17 protein-coding genes, 2 tRNA genes and 1 pseudogene are annotated in these 23112 nt (G+C 69.2%); 4 read left to right on the top strand and 16 right to left on the bottom strand.

Going from position 1 to position 23112, the window contains the following annotated elements; genetic code table 11:
• Window positions 1-6: 6 nt before the first annotated feature.
• Both L0984_RS13480 and rnr read right to left on the bottom strand, forming a co-directional pair.
• Complete coding sequence (locus L0984_RS13480) at window positions 7-786, bottom strand: SDR family oxidoreductase (RefSeq protein WP_234194134.1); 780 nt, start codon at window positions 784-786, stop codon at window positions 7-9.
• A gap of 88 nt (window positions 787-874) precedes the next feature.
• On the bottom strand, window positions 875-3190 hold the full coding sequence (rnr, locus tag L0984_RS13475) for a ribonuclease R (protein WP_234194132.1): 2316 nt from the start codon (window positions 3188-3190) through the stop codon (window positions 875-877).
• 43 nt (window positions 3191-3233) lie between these two features.
• Here rnr and L0984_RS13470 point away from each other — a divergent pair.
• Both L0984_RS13470 and L0984_RS13465 read left to right on the top strand, forming a co-directional pair.
• Window positions 3234-3318: transfer RNA gene (locus L0984_RS13470), tRNA-Leu, on the top strand.
• A gap of 205 nt (window positions 3319-3523) precedes the next feature.
• Window positions 3524-3608 (top strand) — tRNA-Leu (locus L0984_RS13465).
• 94 nt (window positions 3609-3702) lie between these two features.
• On the opposite strand, the gene rimO is transcribed toward L0984_RS13465, so the two are convergent.
• A complete protein-coding gene (gene rimO / locus L0984_RS13460) occupies window positions 3703-5091 on the bottom strand; it encodes a 30S ribosomal protein S12 methylthiotransferase RimO (RefSeq protein WP_234194130.1) in 1389 nt (462 codons plus the stop codon).
• Window positions 5092-5518: 427 nt separating this feature from the next.
• On the opposite strand from rimO, the gene L0984_RS29985 reads away from it, so the two are divergent.
• Window positions 5519-6988 (top strand): ABC transporter permease, encoded by a 1470-nt coding sequence (locus L0984_RS29985; protein ID WP_370645964.1) that lies wholly within the window; start codon window positions 5519-5521, stop codon window positions 6986-6988.
• A 57-nt stretch (window positions 6989-7045) separates the two neighbouring features.
• Here the strand turns inward: L0984_RS29985 and L0984_RS13445 are convergent, their stop codons facing one another.
• The 11 genes and pseudogenes from L0984_RS13445 to L0984_RS13395 form a co-directional block, all read right to left on the bottom strand.
• The gene (locus L0984_RS13445; protein ID WP_234194128.1) at window positions 7046-8374 is read right to left on the bottom strand and encodes an ATP-binding protein; all 1329 of its coding nucleotides are present in this window, start codon (window positions 8372-8374) and stop codon (window positions 7046-7048) included.
• On the bottom strand, window positions 8371-9030 hold the full coding sequence (locus L0984_RS13440; protein ID WP_234194126.1) for a response regulator: 660 nt from the start codon (window positions 9028-9030) through the stop codon (window positions 8371-8373). Before L0984_RS13440 ends, L0984_RS13445 begins: the two co-directional genes overlap by 4 nt.
• A gap of 9 nt (window positions 9031-9039) precedes the next feature.
• Entirely contained in the window at window positions 9040-9537 is a 498-nt protein-coding gene (locus tag L0984_RS13435; protein WP_234194125.1) for a CHRD domain-containing protein, read from the bottom strand.
• 62 nt (window positions 9538-9599) lie between these two features.
• Window positions 9600-10772, bottom strand: a complete 1173-nt coding sequence (locus L0984_RS13430) for a patatin-like phospholipase family protein (RefSeq protein ID WP_234194123.1) — start codon at window positions 10770-10772, stop codon at window positions 9600-9602.
• A gap of 185 nt (window positions 10773-10957) precedes the next feature.
• Entirely contained in the window at window positions 10958-11965 is a 1008-nt protein-coding gene (locus L0984_RS13425) for a Bug family tripartite tricarboxylate transporter substrate binding protein (protein WP_234194121.1), read from the bottom strand.
• 47 nt (window positions 11966-12012) lie between these two features.
• A pseudogene (locus L0984_RS13420) lies at window positions 12013-13940 on the bottom strand (acyl-CoA synthetase).
• Entirely contained in the window at window positions 13940-14932 is a 993-nt protein-coding gene (locus L0984_RS13415) for a Bug family tripartite tricarboxylate transporter substrate binding protein (RefSeq protein ID WP_234194119.1), read from the bottom strand. Before L0984_RS13415 ends, L0984_RS13420 begins: the two are co-directional and overlap by 1 nt.
• A gap of 235 nt (window positions 14933-15167) precedes the next feature.
• Window positions 15168-16373: a CaiB/BaiF CoA transferase family protein gene (locus tag L0984_RS13410; RefSeq protein WP_234194117.1), complete on the bottom strand. Its 1206-nt coding sequence runs from the start codon at window positions 16371-16373 to the stop codon at window positions 15168-15170.
• Entirely contained in the window at window positions 16370-17512 is a 1143-nt protein-coding gene (locus L0984_RS13405; protein ID WP_234194115.1) for an acyl-CoA dehydrogenase family protein, read from the bottom strand. The genes L0984_RS13410 and L0984_RS13405 overlap by 4 nt, the downstream gene beginning before the upstream one ends.
• Entirely contained in the window at window positions 17509-18705 is a 1197-nt protein-coding gene (locus L0984_RS13400; protein WP_234194113.1) for an acyl-CoA dehydrogenase family protein, read from the bottom strand. The genes L0984_RS13405 and L0984_RS13400 overlap by 4 nt, the downstream gene beginning before the upstream one ends.
• Window positions 18706-18788: 83 nt before the next feature.
• Window positions 18789-20915, bottom strand: coding sequence for a 3-hydroxyacyl-CoA dehydrogenase NAD-binding domain-containing protein (locus L0984_RS13395; protein WP_234194111.1), 2127 nt, complete (start codon window positions 20913-20915; stop codon window positions 18789-18791).
• A 122-nt stretch (window positions 20916-21037) separates the two neighbouring features.
• Here L0984_RS13395 and L0984_RS13390 point away from each other — a divergent pair, with 122 nt between their 5' ends.
• Window positions 21038-21940 (top strand): LysR family transcriptional regulator, encoded by a 903-nt coding sequence (locus L0984_RS13390; RefSeq protein ID WP_234194105.1) that lies wholly within the window; start codon window positions 21038-21040, stop codon window positions 21938-21940.
• Between the two features lie 22 nt (window positions 21941-21962).
• On the opposite strand, the gene L0984_RS13385 is transcribed toward L0984_RS13390, so the two are convergent.
• Both L0984_RS13385 and rlmB read right to left on the bottom strand, forming a co-directional pair.
• Window positions 21963-22304, bottom strand: coding sequence for a hypothetical protein (locus L0984_RS13385; protein ID WP_043114793.1), 342 nt, complete (start codon window positions 22302-22304; stop codon window positions 21963-21965).
• Between the two features lie 20 nt (window positions 22305-22324).
• Window positions 22325-23086, bottom strand: coding sequence for a 23S rRNA (guanosine(2251)-2'-O)-methyltransferase RlmB (gene rlmB, locus L0984_RS13380; protein ID WP_234194099.1), 762 nt, complete (start codon window positions 23084-23086; stop codon window positions 22325-22327).
• Between the last annotated feature and the right edge of the window lie 26 nt (window positions 23087-23112).

Below are 23112 nucleotides of genomic sequence, written 5' to 3'. Positions count from 1 at the left end.
CGCGCCTCAGCCGCGACCGACGAACGGCATCTTGGTGGCCATCACCGTGTGGAAGAGCACATTGGCCTCCAGCGGCAGATTGGCCATGTAGAGCACCGACTGGCCCACGACGTTGACGTCCATCGTCGGCTCGATGGCGATCTCGCCATTGGCCTGCGGCACGCCGCGCTGGAACTTGGCAGCCATCTCGGTGAGCGCGTTGCCCACATCGACCTGGCCCACCGCGATGTCGTACTTGCGGCCATCCAGCGCAGCTGTCTTGGTCAAGCCGGCCACTGCATGCTTGGTGGCCGTGTAGGCCATGGAGTTGGGCCGCGGCGTGTGGGCCGAGATGGACCCGTTGTTGATGATGCGCCCACCGCGCGGCGACTGGTCCCGCATGGCGCGGAAGGCGCGTTGCAGGCAATAGAACATGCCGTTGAGGTTGATGTCGACGACGCCCTTCCATTGCTCGGGCGTCCAGTCCTCGAAAGGACCGGGCGGGTTGCTCACGCCTGCATTGTTGAAGAGCAGGTCGACCCGGCCGTAGCGCTGCAAGGTGGCGGCAAACAGCGCATCCACCGATTCGGGCTGGGTCACATCGGTCGGTACTGCGAAGACGCGCTCGCCCGCGCCGGAGTCGTCGGCCACGGCCTCCAGCGGCTCGGGGCGGCGACCCGCCAGCACCACACTCCAGCCGTCCGCCAGCAGGGCCAGGGCGGAGGCACGGCCGATGCCGGAGCCGGCGCCAGTGATGATCGCGATGCGCGGCGCGCGGGCCGCAGGATTGGAACTCTTGTCGGTCATGGAAAGGAACCCGGCCACCGGCCGCATCGCCGGGACGATGCAGGAAGCCGATGGCCTTTTGGATGGAGTCTCAGGGTGAAGGGAAAGCTCAGGGACGCGGCGGACGGCGCTTCTTCTTGATCTTGCCAGCCGCCTTCTTGACGGCCGATTTCAGCGCCTGGATCGGCGAAGCCGGCAGGTTGCCTTCGTGGCGCGACGAATTGGACGCGGCACGCTGGCGCGACTGCCGCTTTTCCGACGCCTTGACCGGCACGCCCTGCGCTGACACGCCCTTGTCGCGCATGGCGCGGGCGGTGAGGTCCTCGCCCTCGCGCACCAGGCGGAAGTCGATCTTGCGGCCATCCAGGTCGACGCGGCTCACCTGCACACGCACGCGCGTGCCGATGGAATAGCGGATGCCGGTGCGCTCGCCGCGCAGTTCCTGCCGCGCCTCGTCGAACTTGAAGTACTCGCCGCCCAGCTCGGTGATGTGCACCAGGCCTTCGACATACATCGCGTCCAGCGTGACGAAGATGCCGAAGGTGGTGGCCGCGGTGACCACGCCGCCGAACTCCTCGCCCAGGTGCTCGCGCATGTACTTGCACTTGAGCCAGGCCTCGACGTCGCGGCTCGCCTCGTCGGCGCGGCGCTCGTTGGCGCTGCAGTGCAGGCCGGCGGCCTGCCAGGCCTGCGTTTCCTTCGTCTGCGCCGCCGGCAGCTTGGCTGGCGCCTGCGTCGGCGCCTTCACGCGCGAGGCAAGCCGCTTGGCCAGCTTGGCATGGGCCTCGCCCGGCGTGGGCAGCACCGGCAACTGGTAGCGCGCGCCGTCGAGGATCGCCTTGATCACGCGGTGCACCAGCAGGTCCGGATAGCGCCGGATCGGGCTGGTGAAGTGGGTGTAGGCGTCGTAGGCCAAGCCGAAGTGGCCGCTGTTGATCGGCGTATAGATCGCCTGCTGCATCGAGCGCAGCAGCATGGTGTGGATCTGCTGCGAATCGGGCCGGCCCTTGGTGGCCTCGGCGATGGCCTGGAACTCGGAAGGATGCGGCTCGTCGGTGATCGACATGCCCACGCCCATGGCCCGCAGGTAGTTGCGCAGGATCTCCTTCTTCTCGGGTGTCGGGCCTTCATGCACGCGGAACAGACCGGGGTGCTTGCTCTGTGCGATGAAGTCGGCACTGCAGACGTTGGCGGCCAGCATGGCCTCTTCGATCAGCCGGTGGGCCTCGTTGCGCGTGCGCGGCACGATCTTCTCGATGCGGCCGGATTCGTCGCAGACGATCTGCGTCTCGGTGGTTTCGAAGTCCACGGCGCCGCGCTTGCTGCGCTGCGCCAGCAGGGCGCGGTACACGTCCGCCAGATTGAGCAGGTCCTGCACGCGCTCCTTGCGGCGCGCCGCCTCGGGGCCGCGCGTGTTGGCGAGGATGGCCGCCACCTCGGTGTAGGTGAAGCGGGCGTGGCTGTGCATCACGGCCGGGTAGAACTGGTAGGCCTCGATCTCGCCTTCGGCCGTGATCACCATGTCGCACACCATGCACAGGCGGTCGACGTCCGGGTTGAGCGAGCACAGGCCGTTCGACAGCTTCTCCGGCAGCATCGGGATCACCCGCCGCGGGAAGTACACGCTAGTGGCGCGGTCGTAGGCGTCGATGTCGATGGGAGAGCCGGTCTTCACATAGGCGCTGACATCGGCAATGGCGACCAGCAGGCGCCAGCCGGTCTTCGCGGTCTTGCCACGGCCCATCTTCATGGGCTCGCAGTACACCGCGTCGTCGAAGTCGCGCGCGTCCTCGCCGTCGATGGTGCACAGGGGAATATCACGCAGGTCGATGCGGTGGCGCCGATCGGTGGGCCGCACCTTGTCGGGCAGCGCCTTGGCCTCGGCCAGGCAAGCCTCGGAGAACACATGCGGCACGCCGTACTTGCGCACCGCGATCTCGATCTCCATACCGGGGTCGTCGATCTCGCCCAGCACCTCGGCCACGCGACCCACCGGCTGACCGAACAGGGCTGGCGGCTCGGTGAGCTGCACCACGACCACCTGGCCCGTCTTGGCGGTGCCGGTGGCGCCCTTTGGGATCAGCACATCCTGGCCGTAGCGCTTGTCCTCAGGCGCCACCAGCCAGACGCCTCCTTCGTTCAGCAGCCGCCCGATGATCGGCTGCGCAGGGCGTTCCACGATCTCGACCACCCGCCCTTCCGGACGGCCCCGCCGGTCGGTGCGCACGATGCGCGCCTTGACCCGGTCCTTGTGGAGCACCGCCCGCATTTCGTTCGGTGGCAGATACACATCGGCTTCCCCGTCGTCGCGCTGCACGAAACCATGGCCATCACGGTGACCTTGCACCGTTCCTTCGAACTCTTCCAACAGGGGGTTGGCAACTGCGGGATTTTTGATATGATCTCCTTCTTTCCTGAAACGCACACAAATTTTTGACGTTAACCCCTCTAGGGTACGACAGAAATTGGCCCAGGTGGCGGAATTGGTAGACGCACTAGTTTCAGGTACTAGCGAGTAACATCGTGGAGGTTCGAGTCCTCTCCTGGGCACCAACACAAAGCCGCCGGCAACCCCGGCGGCTTTCTTATTTGTGAGAGCCATTGCTGCTCCGCAGACGTCCAGCCTCCCCGCGGGACACCAGTCGGAATGGATCAGCAAAGATTTTTTGGCAGTCAGTTGCACAACTTATCTGATTGCTGATATGATCGCAGGCTTTCCTGAAACGGATATGTTCTTCGCGAAAGCGACGAATATTGAGCCCAGGTGGCGGAATTGGTAGACGCACTAGTTTCAGGTACTAGCGAGTAACATCGTGGAGGTTCGAGTCCTCTCCTGGGCACCAAGACACAGCAAAAAGGCCACCTTCGGGTGGCCTTTTTGTTTGGGCACGCCGGGCACAGGACGAGGAGGCTGTGCCTCCCCGTCCTGCGGCGGCCTCAGATGGGAAGCGCCACCAGGTCGTGCCCTTCGGCCGCCACGATGCGCGCCTTGGTGAACTCGCCCACCTTCATCGTCTTGCTGCTCTTCTCCGGCGGCAGCAGCCGCACCACGCCGTCGATCTCGGGCGCATCGGCATAGCTGCGGCCCACCCCGCCCTTGCGGCCCAGGCCGGGCGCCGAGTCGACCAGCACCTGCATGGTGGCGCCGACGCGGCGCTGGAGGCGTTGGGCCGACACGGCCTCGGCCACTTCCATGAAGCGCGCGCGGCGCGCCTCGCGCTCGGCTTCGGGCAGCATGCCGGGCAACTCGTTGGCCGTGGCGCCTTCCACAGGGCTGTAGGCGAAGCAGCCGGCACGGTCGATGCCCGCGGCGCGCACGAAGTCCAGCAGGTGCTCGAACTCCTCTTCCGTCTCGCCCGGAAAGCCGGCGATGAAGGTACTGCGGATCACCAACTCCGGGCACATCTCGCGCCAGCGCGCGATGCGCTCCAGGTTCTTCTCGCCGCTGGCCGGACGCTTCATGCGGCGCAGCACGTCGGGATGGCTGTGCTGCAGCGGCACGTCCAGGTAGGGCAGCACGCGGCCTTGGGCCATCAGCGGCACGACCTCGTCGACGCTCGGATAGGGGTACACGTAATGCAGCCGCACCCAGGCGCCGTACGGCTCGGCGATGTCACCCAGCGCAGCGACCAAGTCGAGCATGCGCGTGCGCACCGGCTTGCCGTCCCAGAAGCCGGTGCGGTACTTGATGTCCACGCCGTACGCCGAGGTGTCCTGGCTGATCACCAGCAGTTCCTTCACGCCGCCCTCGAACAGGGCCTTGGCTTCCTTCAGCACGTCGCCGATGGGCCGTGAGACGAGGTCGCCGCGCATCGAGGGGATGATGCAGAAGGTGCAGCGGTGGTTGCAGCCCTCGCTGATCTTCAAGTAGGCGTAGTGGCGCGGCGTGAGCTTGATGCCCGCCGGCGGAACCAGATCGATGAAGGGATCGTGCGGCTTGGGCAGGTTGGCGTGGACGGCGTCCATCACCTCCTGCGTGGCATGCGGGCCCGTGACGGCCAGCACCGAGGGATGCAGTTCACGCACCATGTTGCCGCCGCTGCCGCCGGTCTTGGCGCCCAGGCAGCCGGTGACGATCACCCGGCCGTTCTCGGCCAGTGCCTCGCCGATGGTGTCCAGGCTTTCCTTGACAGCGTCGTCGATGAAGCCGCAGGTGTTGACGATCACCAGGTCCGCGCCCTGGAAGGTCTTGGAGGTCTGGTAGCCCTCGGCGCTGAGCTGGGTGAGGATCAGCTCGGAATCGGTCAGGGCCTTCGGGCAGCCGAGGGAGACCATGCCGATACTGGGTGCGCGCTTCGGCTCGTCGGTGATCGTTGGGGTGTTCATTGGCAGGACTGATATGTAGCTACGCGCGTGTTGTCGGACCCGCGCCCAACCAGAGGGGTGGGCACGCAGCGCCATGCGGCCTACGCGGCCCGCTGGCCGCAGAGCACGGGCTGCGGCGAACGACTCGCTGACGTTGCAAGATGAAGGGCTGTTGGCCTGCCACCACTCGCACCTCAGGTCGGGCACGCAGGGGTGTTGCGGGGCCACCGTCGAGTCCGGGGGGTGCAGGCTGCGTCCCTGGCTTTGGCCGAAGGCCACACCGACTCTTGCGGATCGAGCCCTTCCAGGCCACGGCCCAAAGGGCCCGAATTGTAGATGCCGGAACCATTTGGCACCGCCATGGCAAGGAGCCCCCTGCAGCACCCCGCCCATCCACAGCCTGGCACCGACGCCCTGGGGCGCTTGGCCGACGCCGCCTTACCATGTCATGCAAATTGAAGCGAGCGCGCAGCGAATGCAGCCAATCCCACCCCGGCTAGTGGTCCGACATCTTCAATCGCCCCGCTCCGGCCCGCACGCGCTCCAGCTCGACCGCGGCGAATGTGTCGCGATAAGAGGGCGCTCCGGCTCCGGCAAATCAGTCCTGCTGCGGCTGATCGCCGACCTCGATCCCCCCACCGGAGGCACGGTCGAGCTGGACGGCCAGCCGCGCGAGCAGTTCAGCGGCCCGCAGTGGCGCCGTCGGGTCATCTACCAGTCGGCGGAGCCTGCGTGGTGGGCGCCCACGGTGGGTGACCATTTCGACGCTGCTCAGCGCTTGCGCATTGCGCAGATGGTCGAGGCACTGGGTCTGCCGCAGACGTCGCTCGGCGCCGAGGTTCTCCGCTTGTCCACCGGCGAAAGGCAGCGATTGGCCCTCCTGCGATCGCTGGCCCGTGAACCTGCCGTGCTGCTGCTGGACGAGCCCACGGCAGCACTGGACGCCGAGTCGACGCAGGCCTATGAGGACCTGCTGCGCCGGCAATGCGGGCAGGGGCTGGCGATCCTCTGGGTGACACACTCGGACGAACAGGCGCGCCGGGGCAACACGCTCGCTGGTGGTCGATGGCGGCCGCCTCTCAGCGTCATGACCGTCATACACCTCCAGTTCACCGACATCGCCCTGGCTGCGCTGCTTGCGCTTGTCAACGCGGCCATATCGCTGCTGCTCCAGCTACGCGTCCACCGGCAAATGCTCTGGGCCGCCATGCGCATGGCGGTCCAACTGCTGCTGGTGGGCTGGGTGTTGAGGCTCGTGTTCCAGACGCAATCTCCTCTGGCGACCACGCTGGTCGCCCTTGTCATGGTCACCGCAGCTGCACGCGAGGTGGCGGCCAGGCCAAGCTGGCGGCTGTCGAACGGAGGCAACTTCGGCATCGCCGCTGCCACGGTGGCAATATCCAGCGCGGCCACCGTGGTGCTGGCGTTGCTCACCGCGATCCGGCCGAACCCCTGGCATGACCCGCGCTATGCGATCCCGCTCCTGGGCATCGTGCTGGGAAGCGTGCTCAATGCAGCCAGCCTTGGACTGGACACCTTCTTCGACGGTATTGCCGTGCACCGGCCCGGTGTCGAAGCCCAGCTGGCTCTGGGCCTGCCCATGAAGACGGCATTGCAGGAGTTGGTTCGCACATCCATCCGTCGCGGGATCGTTCCGATCATCAACCAGATGTCTGCCGCCGGCATCATCACCCTGCCCGGCATCATGACCGGGCAGCTGCTTGCAGGGATGGATCCCATCGACGCGGCGAAGTACCAGATCGTTCTTCTGCTGCTGCTCACGGGAGCGGGGGGACTGGCCTGCGTTGGCGCTGTCCTCATGGCAGCCCGAATGATCTCGGACGACCGGCAACGACTGCGCATCGATCGACTCAGCCCCGCCAAGCCCGCGCGATCAGTCCCGGCCGGAAAAGGCTGAGTTCTCCGCGTCGGTCGGTCCGCCTTGCCAAGCGCGCCTGCGCCGTGGCGCTCCTGATCAGCCTCGAAAGCGCACCCGCACCCGCAACCCACCCAGCGTGGCCGAGCGGTCCAACGCCAGTTCCGCGCCATGCAGCTGCGCCACCGAGCGCACGATGGCCAGGCCGAGGCCGCTGCCTGAAGCACCCGCGTCAGGCGCCCGGTAGAAGCGGTCCCACACCCGCTCGTGGTCGGACTCGGCCAGGCCAGGCCCCGAGTCTTCGACCAGCAGCACCGCATCACCGCCTTCCTGCTGTTGCACGGTCACGTCGACGCGCCCGCCCTCGGGGGTGTACTTGACGGCGTTGTCCACCAGGTTGCGCAGCAGGATGCGCAGTGCATCCACATGGCCCGCCACGCTGACGGCGTCGGCGCGCGCCAACCCCAGGTCGATGCGTCGGGATTCGGCGCCGGGCACGGCATCGGCGATCGCCTCGCGGGCCAGTGCCGCCAGGTCCACCGGCACGGCCTCGCCTCCGGCCGCGGCATGGGCTTCGTTGCGCGCCAGCGTCAGCAACTGCTCCACCAGCCGCGTCGCCCGGTCGATGCCGGCGGCCAGGCGCTGCACGGCCTGCTCATGGGCCGCTGGATCGCTGGCCCGGCGCAGCAGCTGCACCTGCAGCTTGAGCGCTGCCAGCGGCGAGCGCAGCTCGTGCGCCGCATCGGCCACGAAATGCTTCTGCGCGTCGAAGGCCCGCCGCACCCGCTCGAAGAGCAGGTTGAGTTCGGCGACCAGCGGCTGCACTTCCTCGGGCAGGTCCTCCTCGCCCACCGGCGACAGGTCGTCAGGCTGGCGGGAGGCCACCTGGCTGCGCACGCGCGAGACCGGCGCCAGCGAGCCGCTCACCACCCACCACACGACCAGCATCAGCAGCGGCGCCATCAGTGCCACAGGCGCGACGGTGCGCAGCGCCAGGCTGCCGGCCATCTGCCGCCGCGCCGCCATGTCCTGCGCCACCTGGATGACCAGGCCGCGCGTCTGCATCGACAGCACGCGGTAGGTGGTGCCGCGCGCATTCACCTCGGCGAAGCCCAGCACGGCCAGTTGCGGCAGCAGCGCCTCGTCGGCGGATTCGAAGATGCGCTGGCCGTCCTGCGTCCACACCTGCACGACGAAGTCGAAGTTCTGGTCCGAGGGACCGAGGCCGCTCACGGCGCCGCTCGGCGGCAGTCCCGAGCGCAGTGACAGCGCCATCTGCTGCATGTGGTAGTCGAAGATGGCGTCAGCCTCGCGCAGCACGGTGCGGTAGGTCACGGCGGCCTGGATGCCGCCGGCCAGCACGATGGCCGCCAGCAGGAAGGCCAGCAGCCGGGCCCGCAGCGAGCGCATCAGCCGCGGACGCTTCATTCCTTCGGGACCATGTAGCCGACGCCGCGCACGTTGCGGATCAGGTCCGCGCCCAGCTTCTTGCGCAGGCCGTGGATGTAGACCTCGACCGCGTTGCTGCTGATTTCGTCCTTCCAGCTGTAGAGCTTCTCTTCCAGTTGGGGCCGCGAGAGGATGAGGCCAGGCCGTGCGATCAGCGCCTCCAGCACCGCCCACTCGCGGGCCGACAGCACCATGGGCTTGCCGTCGACCATGGCCTCGTGCGTGGCGGGGTTCAGGCTCACGCCCTTGTGCTCGTACACCGGCTCGGCCCGGCCGGCGGCGCGGCGCAACAGGGCGCGGATGCGGGCCAGCAGCTCGTCCAGGTCGTAGGGCTTGAGCACGTAGTCGTCGGCGCCGGCATCCAGGCCCTCGACGCGCTGCTGCACGGCGTCGCGTGCCGTGGTGATGAGCACCGGCATGCGCTGCTTGCGGGCCCGCAGGCCGCGCAGCACCTCCAGCCCCTCACGGCGCGGCACGCCCAGGTCCAGCAGCACCAGGTCGTAGTCCTGCGTGCGCAGGGCCGACTCGGCGGCCTCGCCGTCCTTGACCCAGTCGACGGCATAGTGCTCGGCGCGCAGCAGGTCGAGCACGGCCTCGCCGATCATGAGGTCGTCCTCCAGCAGGAGCAGTCGCATGGCGCGGGCTCAGCGGCGCTCGATGAGCTGGCCGCGCAGCTCGCCATCGGGATAGCGGGCCGTGTGCAGGTTGACGTACCAGCGGCCGGCCAGCAGCTCGGCCTGCTGCGAGGGCGTGAGGTTGGCCCGGCCTTCAGGAGCGCGGTTGGGCGACGCGTCGATGGTGATGCCCGGTGGCGCGTTCATGCCGATCAGCGCCGGTCCGTGGAAATGCGCCGCGGTCACCGGGCCGCTGAGATTGCTGTAGGCCAGACGCCAGCGCAGCAGGCCGGTGTTCTTGTCCAGCACGGCATCGAGCGTGCCGGTGCCCATGCTGGCCACGGGCGGCACCTGGTTGCGGCCGTCCAGGCGCGTGCTGAAGGCGGACAGTTGCGGTTCGCGCGGCGCCGGGGGCCGGGGGGCAGGCGTGGGCACGTCCAGCGGCACCGAGGTGCAGCCGGCCAGCGCGGCGGCCATGAGCCCCAGGCCCAGGAGTCGACGGGAAAGGTGATGCGAGGTAACAGGCATGCGCGCGACCTTATCACTGCGATGCGGCGGGGCCAACGGGGGACGGCGGCATGTCGGCGGCCTCAGGCGGAAGGCGCCGTGTCCACCCCGGTGCCGGGCCGGCGCACGCGCGCATGGTCGGGCCGCGCCAGGTCGAAGGTGGTGACGCCGCCGCCCTGCACCTGGCGCTGCAGCCACTCCGGATGGGCCAGCGTGTGGCGCATGTCGCGCAGGCCGTCGGCCCAGTGCGCGTCCACGGCCAGGCGGGAGAACTCGAAGTCCTTGGCGTCCTGCTCCCAGTCGGCGGGCCGGTGGATGAGGTGGACGATGTCGATGGGCTCGCTGCGCAGGTGCTGGCACAAGGCGCGCAGGCCGGGCTCTTCCAGCATCTGGGGCGGCAGGCGCTCCAGCAGGCCGGCCAGCGCCTGCTGCAGGTTGACGTTGGCGCCCAGCACGTCGGTGTTGAGTCGGGTGCGGCTGGAGAACTGGATGTCCTTCTGCCGGGCCGTCACCTCGGCCAGTGTGGTGGGCATCGGGCCGACAGAGCTGAACAGATCCACCTGCAGCACGAGCAGGCGGCGGTCGCGCTCGTGCTCGTCCAGCACATACTGCAGGGGCGTGTTGGAGACGATGCCGCCGTCCCAGTAGTCCTCGCCGTCGATGTGCACCGGCGGAAAGCCCGGCGGCAGCGCGCCGCTGGCCATGATGTGTTCCGGCCCGATGCGCACGCGGTGGTTGTCGAAGTACACCGAGTTGCCGTTGCGCACGTTGACCGCACCGACCGAGACACGGACGCCGTCGTCGTTGAGGCGGTCGAAGTCCACCAGCCGCTCCAGCGTGGCCTTGAGCGCGGAGGTGTCGTAGTAGCTCAGCACCGGTGCCGCGCCGCCCAGCAGCAGCGTCGGGTCGACGCGCGGCGAGAAGAAGCCGGGAATGCCCATCGCCACGGCCGCATTGGCGCTGAACTGGGCGAGCAGCCGGCGCTCGCCTGCCCAGATGGGCAGCTGCTGGCCCGGCGCCGACGAGACCAGCTGCCAGAACTCCCGCAGCCGCTCGACGCGCCGCTCGGGCGGGTTGCCCGCGATCAGCGCCGCATTGATGGCGCCGATGGAGACGCCCGCCACCCAGTCGATCGCCTGGTGCTCGTCGGTCAGCCCTTCATACACGCCGGCCTGGTAGGCGCCGAGTGCGCCGCCGCCCTGAAGCACCAGGGCGCGGACCGTGCGGCCGTCCCTGGCCGCCTCGGCGGGCGTCATGGCCGAAGAAGGCTCGGCCGGGGTCGGTGGAACAGCAGAGAGGGTCGGGAGTCGTCGGGGAGCCATGGCCGCATTGGACACCAGCCGATTGACGGCCAGCCGACCTGGGCGAATCGGCCCATACAGGCGAAGTGCCCCTGCCCCCCGCTGGCGGCCGCAGCGCGCTGGTCGCCCCGACGTCCGGCTCAGTCCAGGCTGGCGCCCGACTCCTTCACCAGCGCCTCCCAGCCCGGCGCGTCGCGCTTGTAGGCAGCGGCAAAAGCCTCGGGCGTAGACGCAGCCACCGAAAAGCCCATGGCCACGATGCGGGCCTTGATCTCCGGTTGCTCGCACAGCTGCTGCACCTCGCGCGACATGCGCTGCACGATCTCCGGCGGCGTGCGCGCCGGCGCGGCCATGCCGACGAAGCCCACGAGACGGTAGGCGTCTTCGCGCATGCCCTGCTCGGCCAGCGTGGGCAACTGCGGCAGGATCTCCATGCGCTGCTCGCCCGTCACGCCGATCAGCCGCAGCCGGCCGGTGTCGGCATGTGGTTTGGCGCCCAGCGCGCTGGCGAAGGCCATCTGGATCTGGCCGCCGATCAGGTCCTGCAGCATCAAGGCCTCACCCTTGTAGGCCACGTGCGCCATGTCGGCGTTCTGGCTGCGGCTCATGAAGGCGCCGCCCAGGTGCGCATACGAGCCGATGCCCCAGGAGCCATATGACACCTTGCTGCGGTTGGCCCGCACGTAGGCCAGCAGCTCCTGTGCGTTCTTCGCCGGCACGCTCGGGTGCACCGCCAGCACCACGGGTGCCACGGCCACTTGCGAGACCAGGGCCAGGTCCTTCTGCGGGTTGTACGGCAGCTTGCTGTAGAGGAACTGGTTGATCAGCAGCGAAGTGCTCAGCGCCACGGTGAAGGTGCTGCCGTCCGGCGCGGCCTTGGCCACCATGTCGGTGCCCAGGATGCCGCCGGCCCCGCCGCGGTTGTCGACCACGATGGGCTGGCCCAGCCGGGGCGCGAGCTTCTCCGACAGCAGGCGCGCCACGATGTCGGTGGCGCCGCCGGCGTTGAAGGGCACGACGAAGCGGATCGGCTTGTCGGGCCAGCCGGACTGGGCCTGCGCCAGCGGCAGCAGGCCGGCAGCGCCTGCCGCGGCCGTGGCGCGCAGCAGGTGACGGCGGGTCAGGCCGAGGGGATCGGTCGAGGTCATGGTCTTGTCTCCTTTTCTTGCTTCCACTTGAAATCGTCGAGCGCTGTTCAGCCGTCCCGCAGGTGCACCTTCACGGGCAGAGGGTCCAGGGCGGCCTGCAACGCTGCACGCGCGTCGTCGGTCCAGCCGGCGCCGAGGTGCACGGCCACGTCGGCGGCGCCCTCGGGCTCGATGCGCACGCTGCCCGCGCCTTCGCCCTGCCCCGCCACGATCTGCCGAACCACCGCCACCGCGGCCATCTGCCGCAGCTCGGGCTTGTAGATCTTGCCGACGTTGGTGGTGGGCAATGCCGGCAGCACCGCCACCCACTTCGGCCGCGCCGGCGGCTCGTCGACGCGGGCACTGGCGAAGGCCAGCAGCTCGGCCTCCGTGGCCTCCGCGCCCGGCCGCAGCGTGGCAAAGAGCACCGGCAGTTCGCCGGCATAGGCGTCGGGCGCGCCCACGGCCGCGCAGGTCTGCACGGCGGGATGCGCGCCCAGGGCGTCTTCGAGCATGCCGGGGTCGATGTTGTGGCCGCCGCGGATGATCAGGTCCTTGGCGCGGCCGGCCAGGTGCAGCAGGCCCTGCGCGTCCAGCCGGCCCAGGTCGCCCGTGGCCAGCCAGCCATCGGGCGTGAAGGCCTTGGCGGTGTCGCGCGGGTCCAGGTAGCCCGGAAAGACGTTGGGCGACTTGAACAGCACCATGCCCGTCTCGCCTGGCGCCACCTCGCGCGCGCTGGCGCCGCCCTGCGCGTCGAGGGCCACGATGCGCACCTGCGCATGCGGCGGCACGAAGCCCACGCAGCCGGCGGGCGCATGCACGCCGCGCGGCGTGACGCTGCTGATGCCAGCCATCTCGGTCATGCCGAAGCTCTCGTGCACATGCAGGCCGAACAGCCGCTCGAAGCGCGCGCCCAGTTCCGCCGGCAGTGGCGCCGCGCCGGTGCGGCAGTAGGTGATGGAGGAGATGTCCGCGCCTTCCAGCGGCACATTGGCCAGCGCCGCCAGCATGGTGGGCACCGCGGCCAGCACGGTGGGCCGATAGCGCTCCACCAGCTTCCAGTAGTTGCGGACCACCTCGCGGTTGCGCATCAGCAGCGTGGTGGGGATCACGATCTCGGCGCCGGCCGACAGCGAGGCCAGCGCGCCGGGCAGCACGCCGGCCACATGGAAGAGCGGGAAGCCGGCGATGCCCACGTCCGCGCTGTTCGTGCCCTGCGTGACCACGCTGGCCCAGGCGGTGAAGACCTGGTTGCCGTGCGTATGCAGGGCGAGCTTGGGTGCGCCCGTGGTGCCGCCGGTGTGGAAGCAGGCCGCCACGTCCTCGGCGGCGATCACGCGGCCGCTCAGCAGGCGGTCGCCGGGCTGCGCCGCCAGCGCTTCGTGGAAGTGCAGTGCACCGGTCGGCAACGCCGGCGCATCCGCGGGCGACTCGTCATGCGGCGCCACGCGCAGCACATGCCGCAGGCCGGGCACGCGCGCCTGCAGGCGCAGGCCTTGGCCCAGTAGTCGGCATCTTCCGGCGCGCCGTAGGCGATCAGCGCCTTGGCGCCGGTGGCCGCCAGCAGCGCCGCCAGCTTGTCCTCGGTCAGCAGCGGGTTGAGCGGCTGCACGATGCAGGCCGCCTGGCCGCCCCAGTGGGCCAGGTGGTATTCGAGGCAGCCCGGCAGCAGCGCCGCCACGGTGTCCGTCGCGCCCAATCCCAATGCATGCAGCGCATTGGCCGTCTGGTGCATGCGGGCCAGCAGCTCGGCGTAGGTCCAGCGCAGCGGCGGCGTGTCGGGGTTGCCGTCGCGCAGGAAGGTCAGGGCCGTCTTGTCGCCGAAGGCCAGCGCAGCGTTGCGGATCAGCTCGTAGGTGCTCTGCGCGGGCAGCGCCTCGGCCAGCGGCGTAGCGGCCAGCCGCTCGATGTCGGCCCGGCTGCGCACCAGGAACGGCGCGGCCAGCGGCGGATGCTGCGGCGGCCAGGCCTGGGAGGAAGACGCGGCGGCGGCCATCAGTTCACCGCCACCTGCTTGTCGCGGATCACCTTGCCCCACTTGTCGAAGTCGGTGCGCATGCGGCCGGCCATCTGCGCAGGGGCCTGGTACTCGGCGATGGCGCCGGCCTGAATGAGGCGCTTCTGGATGTCGGGCTCCGCCAAGATCGCCTTGACCTCGCGGCTCACGCGGTCGATGACTGGCTGCGGCGTGCCGGCCGGCGCCAGCAGCCCGCCCCAGGACACGGCGTCGAAGCCCTTGAAGCCCTGCTCGGCCACCGTCTTGACGTCCGGCAACTGGGCGATGCGCTGCGGCGAGCCGACGGCAATGGCGCGCAGCTTGCCCGCCTGGATGTGCGGCAGGGCCGCGACCAGGTCGGCATACATCACCGGCACCTGGCCGCCCAGCAGGTCGGTCACGGCCGGCGTGCCGCCCTTGTAGGCGATGTGCTGCATGTCGAAGCCGCCCAGGTCCTTGAGCATCTCGGTCGTCAAATGGCCGAAGCTGCCCGGGCCCGAGCTGGTGTAGTTGAGCTTGCCGCCTTCGGCCTTGGCCTTGGCGATGAGGTCGGGCAGCGTCTTCACGTCGGGCAGCACGGTGGGGTTGACCACCATCACGATGGGCAGGTCGTACACCGTGGCGACGGGCGCGAAGTCCTTGGCCATGTCGTAGCCGGCGCTCTTGTACAGGTGGGGCGCCAGCAGCGTGGGCGTGGCCAGCATCATGAGCGTGTAGCCGTCCGGCGCACTCTTGGCGACGAACTGCGCGGCGATGGTGCCGGAGGCGCCGGCGCGGTTTTCCACCACCACCGGCTGCTTGAGGCGCTCGGCCAGCTTCTGGCCGACCAGGCGCGAAGCGGTGTCTGTGGGACCGCCCGGCGGGAAGGGCACGATCAGCTTGATGGGCTTCTCGGGCCAGGCCTGGGCGATGGCCGGCAATGCGGCCAGGCCGAGGGCGCTGCCCGCGGCGGCGAGAAGAAGGCGGCGGGCGTTGTGGGCTCGCTGGGTCATGGTGATGTCTCCAGATCCTCGTGGGACCGTGTCGTCAAAAAAAGAAAGCCGACTACACCCGAGATGCAGATCGGTTCACCCGTTCGCTCTGAGCTTGCCTGTCCTGAGCCTGCCGAAGGGCCGAAGGGCTTTGACACGCGCGTGCCCGGCTTCGACAAGCTCAGCCCGAACGGACCTGGGTTCATTGGCCCGCATCGGACAGACGCCCGCTTGGGAGGCTGCCGCAGGAAGGCATTCAGAGCGCGCCGGACTGCCGCAGCGCCGCGACGCGGATCGCGTCCAGGCCGAGCAACTCACCCAGTACATCCTCGGTGTGCTGAGCCAGGCCCGGCGGCGCGCGGCGCACCGGCACACGGGCGCCATCGAGGCGGTAGGGCGGCGCGAGCACGGGCACAGGGACGTCTGGCGCATCAGGCTCGGCGTACTGCGTCAGCAGCCCCGCATCGGCGGTGCGCTGGGACTGCAACGCCTCCAGCAGGCCCAACACTTCGCCGCAGGGAATGCCCGCAGCGCGCATGCGTTCGAGCAGCAACGCACGCGGGCGCTTGGCCAGTTCGGCGCGCAGCTCGGGCAGCAGCGTGTGGCGGTTGCGCGAACGCGCGAGGTTGGTGGCATAGCGCTCGTCAGTGGCCATCTCGGGCCGCTCGATCACGTCGGTGCAGAAGCGCTGGAACTGCGTGTTGTTGCCCACGGTGATGACCACCGGTCCATCGGCCGCGTCGAACACGCCATAGGGCACGATGGACGGATGCGCATTGCCGTACTTGGGCGGGTCGCCGCCCTGCAGCAGCGCCTCCATGCCGTAGTAAGCGGTGATCATCAGGCCGCAGTCGTACAGCGCCATCTCCACATGCCGGCCCTGGCCGGTGCGCTGGCGGTCGAACAGCGCCGCCAGGATGGCCTGCGCCGAATACATGCCGGTGAACATGTCCACCGCCGCCACGCCGAACTTGAGCGGGCCCTGCCCTTCCTCGCCATTGAGCGCCATCAGGCCGGCCTCGCCCTGTACCACCAGGTCGTAGCCGGGCCGGGCCTTCTCGGCGCCGCCGCGCTCGTAGCCGGTGATGGAGCAGTACACCAGGCCCGGGTTGATCGCGCGCAGCGCGTCGTAGCCCAGGCCCATCTTCTCGATGCCGCCGAACTTGAAGTTCTGGATCAGCACGTCGCACTTCGCGGCCAGCTCGCGCGCCAGCTGCTGGCCCTCGGCCGTGCCCAGGTCGATGCCGATGGAGCGCTTGTTGCGGTTGGCGCTGTTGAAGTAGCTGGTGTTGCGCGCGCCCACGCGCAGGCCCCAGTCGCGCGTGTCGTCGCCGCGGCCGGGATGCTCCACCTTGATGACCTCGGCGCCCAGGTCGCCGAGCGCCTGGGCGCACATGGGTCCGGCCAGCACGCGCGAAAGGTCCAGCACGCGCACGCCTTCGAGCGGCAGGCGCATCGTCATGCCGCCACCTCCGCATTCAGCGCGATGTAGCGCGCCAGGTGGTGGTCCTCGTCGCCGAACTGGTGGTCGATCATGACCAGGCGCTTGGCGTAGTGCGACAGCGGCAGCTCCCAGGTCATGCCGATGCCGCCATGCAGCTGGATGCTCTCTTCGGCCACTTTGGTGCCGATGCGGCCGATGCTGTACTTGGCGGCCGACAGCGCCTTCTCGCGCGCCAGGCGGTCGTCGCCGTCGATGGCCGCCGCCGCGTTGATGACGGCGGAGCGGGCCTGCTCCACTTCCAGCAGCAGGTCGGCCATGCGGTGCTGCAGGGCCTGGAAGCTGCCGATGGGCACGCCGAACTGCTTGCGGGTGCGCAGGTACTCCAGCGTGTCGCGCTTGGCGATCTCCATGGCGCCCAGGGCCTCGGCGCACAGGGCGAGCACGCCCCAGCCGGTGGCGCGCTCCAGCAGGGCAGCGCCCTCGCCTTCCGCACCCAGCAGCGCATCGGCAGGCAGTTGCAGGCCTTCCAGCGTCAGCTCGGCCACGCGGCCGCCGTCGATGCGCGGGCAGTCGCGGCGCATCAGGCCGGGCGCATCGCCGGGCACCAGGAAGAGCGAGATGCCCGGCGCATCGTCGATGGCACCGCCGATGCGGGCCGAGACCAGCAGCAGGTCGGCCTGCGCGCCCAGCGCCACCACGGCCTTGGCACCGTCGAGCCGCCAGCCCTCGCCCTGCCGCACGGCGCGCGTCGCCACGCGGTGGGCCTCGTAGTGCGAGCCGGGCTCGTCGTGCGCCAGTGCGGCGAGGGTGCTGCCATCCACCAGACCGGCCACGCGGGCCTGCTGCGCCTCGCTGCCCGAGGCAGCGAGGGCCTGCCCCACCACCAGCGCGCCGAGGAAGGGCTCGACCACCAGGCCCTTGCCCAGGCTCTCGAACACGACGGCCACGTCGAAGCCGGTGCCGCCGAACCCACCCACGGCCTCGGGCAGCAACGCGCCGATGGCGCCGATCTCGGCCATCTGCGCCCAGTGCGCGCGGCTCAAGCCCTCCTCGCTCCTGGCGATGCGGTCGCGGGCCTCGAAGCCGTACTGGTCGGCGATGAAGCGGTCCAGGGAATCCGCCAGCATGCGGCGGTCTTCGGTGTGCTCGAAGTTCATAGGCCGAGGATCATCTTGGAGATGATGTTCTTCTGAATTTCATTGGAGCCGCCGAAGATCGACAGCTTGCGGTTGTTGAAGTACTGGGCGGCCAGCGGCGCGGCCTCTTCGGGGCCGACGGGGGGCTCGTCCCAGCCCTCGTGCAGCGCGGCCTCGATGAAGGGCTGCGCGTAGGGGCCCATGGCGCGGCGGGCCAGCGAGGAGATCTCCTGCCGGATCTCGGTGCCGCGGATCTTGAGCATGGAGCTTTCCGCCCCCGGCACGCCGCCGCCGGCCACGGCGGCGATCACGCGCAGGTTGGTGGTCTTCATGTTCTCCAGGTCGATCTCGACCTTGGCCAGGCGGGCGGCGAAGAGGGGGTCCTGCGCCAGCGGCCGACCGTTGCGCTGCACCTTGGCGGCGATGCGCTTGAGCTTTTCCAGCGCGGCCACCGAGAAGCCGACGCCCGCGATGTTGGTGCGCTCGTAGGTCAGCAGGTACTTGGCGTAGGTCCAGCCCTTGTCCTGCTCGCCCACCAGATTGGCGGCCGGCACGCGCACGTCGGTGAAGAAGACTTCATTGACCTCGTGCTCGCCATCCAGCGTGATGATGGGCCGCACCTCCACGCCGGGCGAGTCCATGTTCACCAGCAGGAAGCTGATGCCCGACTGCGCCTTGGCCTCCCGGTTGGTGCGCACCAGGCAGAAGATCATGTTGGCGTGGTGGCCCAGCGTGGTCCAGGTCTTCTGGCCATTGACCACGTAATGGTCGCCGTCCAGCACCGCCGTGGTCTTGACCGAGGCCAGGTCCGAGCCCGAGCCCGGCTCGGAATAGCCCTGGCACCACCAGTCTTCGCCACTGAGGATCCGGGGCAGCCAGTACTGCTTCTGCGCTTCGCTGCCGTACTTGATGAGCACCGGCCCCAGCATGTTGACGCCGAAGGGCACGATGCGCGGCGCGCCGGCCAGCGCGCATTCGTTCTCGAAGATGAATTTCTGCACCGCGCCCCAGCCCGGGCCGCCGTACTGCTGGGGCCAGTGGTTGGCCAGCCAGCCGCGTTGGTTGAGGATGCCGTGCCATTCGGTCATGTCCTCGCGCGTCAGGCGCAGCCCGCGCTTGACCTTGTCGGCGATGCGCGCAGGCAGCCTGTCGCGCAGGAACTGCAGCACCTCGCTGCGGAAGGCCTCTTCCTCGGCCGTGAATCTCAGGTCCATAGGGGTCCTTTGGGGTGAGCACGGCCCTGCGCCAACAAGCGCATGAACCCATGCCGGGAAAACAGAATGAAGAAAGAGGCGGCTCAGCGCGCCTGGTTCAGACTAGAAAAGTCGCGGCCCTCTGCCACAAGCTTCTCGAGCAGCGGCGCGGGCTTCCAGAACAGCGGGTCTTCCTTCGCGAAGGTGCGGATGTCCTCCAGCACCTTGGGCAGGCCCACCATGTCGGCGTACTTCATCGGCCCGCCGCGGAAGCGCGGAAAGCCGTAGCCGTACAGGAAGGTCACGTCCACATCCAGTGGCCGCAGGGCGATGCCCTCCTCGACCACCTTCGCACCCTCGTTGACCATGGCGGCCATGTAGCGGCGCATGATTTCCTCGGGCGTGAATTGGCGGGGGGTGATGCCCTTCTTCTGCCGCTCGGCATCGACGATGGCCAGCACCTCCGGGTCGGGCTGGCCGGTGCGGGCGCCTTCAGGGTACAGGTAGAAGCCGCGGCCGGTCTTCTGGCCGAACCAGCCGCGCTCGCACACGCGGTCGGCCACTTCCACGTAGCGCGCCTTCGGGTCGCGCGTGGCGGCGCGGCGCTTTCGCGTGGCCCAGCCGATGTCTCCGCCGGCCAGGTCGGTCACCTGGAAGGGGCCCATCGGGTAGCCAAAGCCGCGCACCGCCTCGTCGATCTCGTAGGGGCTGGCGCCGTCTTCCATGATGTAGTCGGCGGCCTGCTTGTAGACGGCCAGGATGCGGTTGCCGATGAAGCCGTCGCACACGCCGGCGCGCACCGGCACCTTCTTCATCTTTTTGGCCAGCGCAAACGCAGTGGAGACCACATCGGCGCTGACCTTGGCCGGCACCACGATCTCCAGCAGCTTCATGATGTTGGCCGGGCTGAAGAAATGCAGGCCGATCACGTCCTGCGGCCGCGAGACGCTGGCGGCGATGGCGTCGATGTCCAGGTACGAGGTGTTGGTGGCCAGCACGGCGCCGGGCTTGCAGACGCGGTCCAGTTCCTTGAAGACGGCCTTCTTGACCTCGATGTCCTCGAACACGGCTTCGATCACCAGGTCCACGTCGGCGAAGGCGGCGTAGTCGGTGCTGCCGCTGAAGCGCGCCATCACGGCCGTCTTGGCCTCGGGCGTCATGCGGCCCTTCTTGATCAGGCCGTCATAGACCTTCTCGACATTGGCCTGACCGCGGGCGATGGAGGCATCGTCGCGCTCGACCATCACCACCGGCAGGCCGGCGTCCAGCGCCGACACGGCAATGCCGGCACCCATGGTGCCGCCGCCGACGATGCCCACCTTGTCGAGCTTGCGTGGCTGCGCGGCCTGGGCCTCGGGCACCTTGACCACTTCGCGCTCGGCGAAGAAGGCATGGATCAGGCCGGCACGCTGCGGGCTGTCGATGCAGGCCATGAAGGCCTGACGCTCCAGCGTCATGGCTTCGTCGAAGGGCTTGTCGAGCGCGGTCTGCACGGCCTCGACGATCTTGTGGGGCGAGAACAGGTTCTTCGACTTCCTGGCGGTGTCGGCGCGGGCGGCATCGATGGCGGCCTGCGCGGCGGCCCGGTCGGCCAGGCCCTGCGCATCGCGCGTGCGGCGCACGCAGGCATCGGCGGCCAGCAGCGCCTGGGCATAAGCCAGGCCCGCGGCCACGGCGTCGTCGCCCTCGGCCAGGCGGTCCACCAGGCCCAGCGACAGGGCTTCCTTGGCCTTGACGTGGCGGCCACTCAGCATGAGCTCCAGGGCCGGCTCGGCGCCGATGAGGCGAGGCGCCCGCACCGTGCCGCCGGCGCCGGGCATCAGGCCCAGTTGCACTTCGGGCAGGCCCAGCTTGGCATCGGCCAGGGCCACGCGGTAATGCGCAGCCATCGCGATCTCCAGGCCACCGCCCAGGGCCGCCCCGCGCAGCGCGGCGACGACGGGCTTGCTGCAGGCCTCGATGCGGTTGCACACCTCGGGCAGCGAGGGCAGCTGCGGCGTCTGGCCGAATTCGCGGATGTCGGCCCCGGCGATGAAGTTGGCACCCTGCCCCACGATCAGCACCGCCTTCACGCGCGGCTCCGCGTCCGCGGCCTCGATGGCGGCCAGCAGGCCGCGGCGCACCGCGGCCGAGAGCGCATTGACGGGCGGGTTGTCGACGGTGATCTGCAGGATCTCGCCCTGGATCTGGTGGCGGACGGCGTCGGCAGGCGTGGCGGGGGTCGATGTCATGAGGCGGCTGTCTCCAGGAAAGGCACAAGCCGGCATTGCGCCGGCAACGTCGCATTCTTGTCCCGCTCGCCGTGGATGACAATCCGCCGCTTGCTTGACAGACTGTCAAATGGGATTTGACGATGGACCTGAACATGCTCTCCCTGCTGGTGGAGATCATCGAAGCCGGCAACCTGAGCGAGGCCGCGCGCCGCCTGCGCATGAGCCGCGCCAACGTGAGCTACCGCCTGGCGCAGTTCGAGCGCACCCTCGGCCAGCAACTGCTGCGCCGAACCACCCGCCGCATCGAGCCGACCGAGATCGGCCAGCGGCTGTACGAGCACGGCCGCGCCATCCGCGACGAGCTGCTGGCCGCCCGCGAATCGGTGCAGATGCTGGGCCAGAGCCTGCAGGGCCGCATCCGGCTGTCGGTGCCCAGCGGCTACGGCCAGCAGGTCATGGCCGCGTGGCTGATCGACTTCAAGCGGCAGTACCCCGGCATCGTGCTGGACGTGGTGTTCGAGAACCGGGTGGAAGACCTGCTGCAGGGCGAGGTGGACATCGCGGTACGCGTGATGTCCGAGCCGCCGCAGAACCTGGTGGCGCGCGACCTGGGCCGGGTGCGCTACGTGGCCTGCGCCTCGCCCGCCTATGCGCAGGCGCACGGCCTGCCGCAGTCGCTGGAGGCGCTGCGCCAGTCGCCGCTGATCACGGCCATGGTCATCGGCCGCCAGCTGCGCGTGGCGGCCTACCTGGGCGCCGAGCGGCACGAGGTGCTGCTGGAGCCGACGCTGATTTCCGAGAACTTCGAGTTCCTGCGCCAGGCCATCGAGGCCGGCCTGGGCGTGGGCATCGTGCCCGACTACGTGGTGCGCAACGCGGTGGACCGCGGCGAGGTGCTGACCACGCTGGACGAATGGCGCCTGTCCATCTTCGGCAACCACATGTACATGCTGTACATGCCCAACCGCCACCACACGCGGGCGACGACGGTGTTCATCGACTTCCTGCTCGAACGCGTGAAGGAGACGGGCCGGCGGCAGTGAGCCGACCCGACAGACCGGGGGATCAGAGTCCTTCGGGCCGCATGGGGATGTCGCCCATGGCTTCGTCGTTGCGCACGTCGCCGGCCACCTTGAGCGTGTCGATGGACAGGCCGTCACCCCGGCCGGCGAAGCCCTGGGCGATGCCCTCGAGCGCCGAGGCCAGCGGCTGATTCCCGTCTTCGCGCGCATTCATGCTGATGTTGAGCACGCGCGCTGCCATCTGGCGGTAGCTGACGACGCCGTTGCGCTCCAGCAGGGCGACCAGGTCCAGGTACAGCGCCAGGTTCAGGTCGAAGGCGAGCTTGGCCGAGGGTTCGAAGCCGGCACCGCCCGGCAGGTTGTCGTTGTCGTTGTTGTCGTTCATGGCTTCTTGCTCTTTCTTCATCAGGATGCGGTGGCCGCCTGGCGCTGGCGCATGGCCTCGTACAGGCACACGCCGCTGGCCACGGACACGTTCAGGCTCTCGACCGCGCCAGCCATGGGAATGCTGACGAGTTCGTCGCAGGTCTTGCGGGTGAGCTGGCGCATGCCGGCGCCCTCGGCGCCCAACACCAGGGCCGTGGCGCGGCGCATGTCGCACTGGTAGAGGGTGCCGGGCGCGTCGTCGCTGGTGCCCACGACCCAGATGTCGCGTTCCTTCAGCTCGTTGAGCGTGCGCGCCAGGTTGGTCACCATGAAATAGGGCACCGTCTCGGCCGCGCCGCTGGCCACCTTGGCCACGGTGGCATTGATGCCGGCGGCATGGTCCTTGGGCGCGATCACAGCCTGGGCGCCGGCGCCGTCGGCCACGCGCAGGCAGGCGCCCAGGTTGTGCGGATCGGTCACGCCGTCGAGCACCAGCAGCAGCGGAACGGTGCCGGCAGCTTCGAGCTGGTCCAGCAACTCGTCGAGGGAATGGGTCTGGGCGACGGGCTCGACGCGGGCGGCGACGCCCTGGTGCCCATGGCCGCCGGTCAGGCGGGCCAGGCGCACGCCGTCGGCTTCGATGAGGCGCACGCCGCTTTCCTGCGCGCGGGCGATGAACTGCTTCATGCGGGCATCACGCCGCGTGGGATCGAACAGCACCTCGAGGACGGAACCCGGCGAGGTCTTCAGCCGCACGCCCACGGCGTGGAAGCCGAAGATCACTTTGGGGGAGGAAGACATATCGCGCGGGATTATCGGCGGCCACC

It is taken from the genome of Pseudacidovorax sp. NFM-22 (assembly GCF_021401245.1).
Lineage (GTDB): Bacteria > Pseudomonadota > Gammaproteobacteria > Burkholderiales > Burkholderiaceae_C > Xenophilus.
This window is presented reverse-complemented; position numbering and strand designations above follow the sequence as displayed.

Excerpts from the sequence above, each read along its gene's own strand:
- L0984_RS13480 (WP_234194134.1), bottom strand. The coding sequence starts at position 786 with ATGACCGACAAGAGTTCCAATCCTGCGGCCCGCGCGCCGCGCATCGCG.
- rimO (WP_234194130.1), bottom strand. The coding sequence starts at position 5,091 with ATGAACACCCCAACGATCACCGACGAGCCGAAGCGCGCACCCAGTATC.
- L0984_RS29985 (WP_370645964.1), top strand. The coding sequence starts at position 5,519 with ATGCAAATTGAAGCGAGCGCGCAGCGAATGCAGCCAATCCCACCCCGG.
- L0984_RS13445 (WP_234194128.1), bottom strand. The coding sequence starts at position 8,374 with ATGAAGCGTCCGCGGCTGATGCGCTCGCTGCGGGCCCGGCTGCTGGCC.
- L0984_RS13440 (WP_234194126.1), bottom strand. The coding sequence starts at position 9,030 with ATGCGACTGCTCCTGCTGGAGGACGACCTCATGATCGGCGAGGCCGTG.
- L0984_RS13435 (WP_234194125.1), bottom strand. The coding sequence starts at position 9,537 with ATGCCTGTTACCTCGCATCACCTTTCCCGTCGACTCCTGGGCCTGGGG.
- L0984_RS13430 (WP_234194123.1), bottom strand. The coding sequence starts at position 10,772 with ATGACGCCCGCCGAGGCGGCCAGGGACGGCCGCACGGTCCGCGCCCTG.
- L0984_RS13425 (WP_234194121.1), bottom strand. The coding sequence starts at position 11,965 with ATGACCTCGACCGATCCCCTCGGCCTGACCCGCCGTCACCTGCTGCGC.
- L0984_RS13415 (WP_234194119.1), bottom strand. The coding sequence starts at position 14,932 with ATGACCCAGCGAGCCCACAACGCCCGCCGCCTTCTTCTCGCCGCCGCG.
- L0984_RS13410 (WP_234194117.1), bottom strand. The coding sequence starts at position 16,373 with ATGACGATGCGCCTGCCGCTCGAAGGCGTGCGCGTGCTGGACCTTTCG.
- L0984_RS13405 (WP_234194115.1), bottom strand. The coding sequence starts at position 17,512 with ATGAACTTCGAGCACACCGAAGACCGCCGCATGCTGGCGGATTCCCTG.
- L0984_RS13400 (WP_234194113.1), bottom strand. The coding sequence starts at position 18,705 with ATGGACCTGAGATTCACGGCCGAGGAAGAGGCCTTCCGCAGCGAGGTG.
- L0984_RS13395 (WP_234194111.1), bottom strand. The coding sequence starts at position 20,915 with ATGACATCGACCCCCGCCACGCCTGCCGACGCCGTCCGCCACCAGATC.
- L0984_RS13390 (WP_234194105.1), top strand. The coding sequence starts at position 21,038 with ATGGACCTGAACATGCTCTCCCTGCTGGTGGAGATCATCGAAGCCGGC.
- L0984_RS13385 (WP_043114793.1), bottom strand. The coding sequence starts at position 22,304 with ATGAACGACAACAACGACAACGACAACCTGCCGGGCGGTGCCGGCTTC.
- rlmB (WP_234194099.1), bottom strand. The coding sequence starts at position 23,086 with ATGTCTTCCTCCCCCAAAGTGATCTTCGGCTTCCACGCCGTGGGCGTG.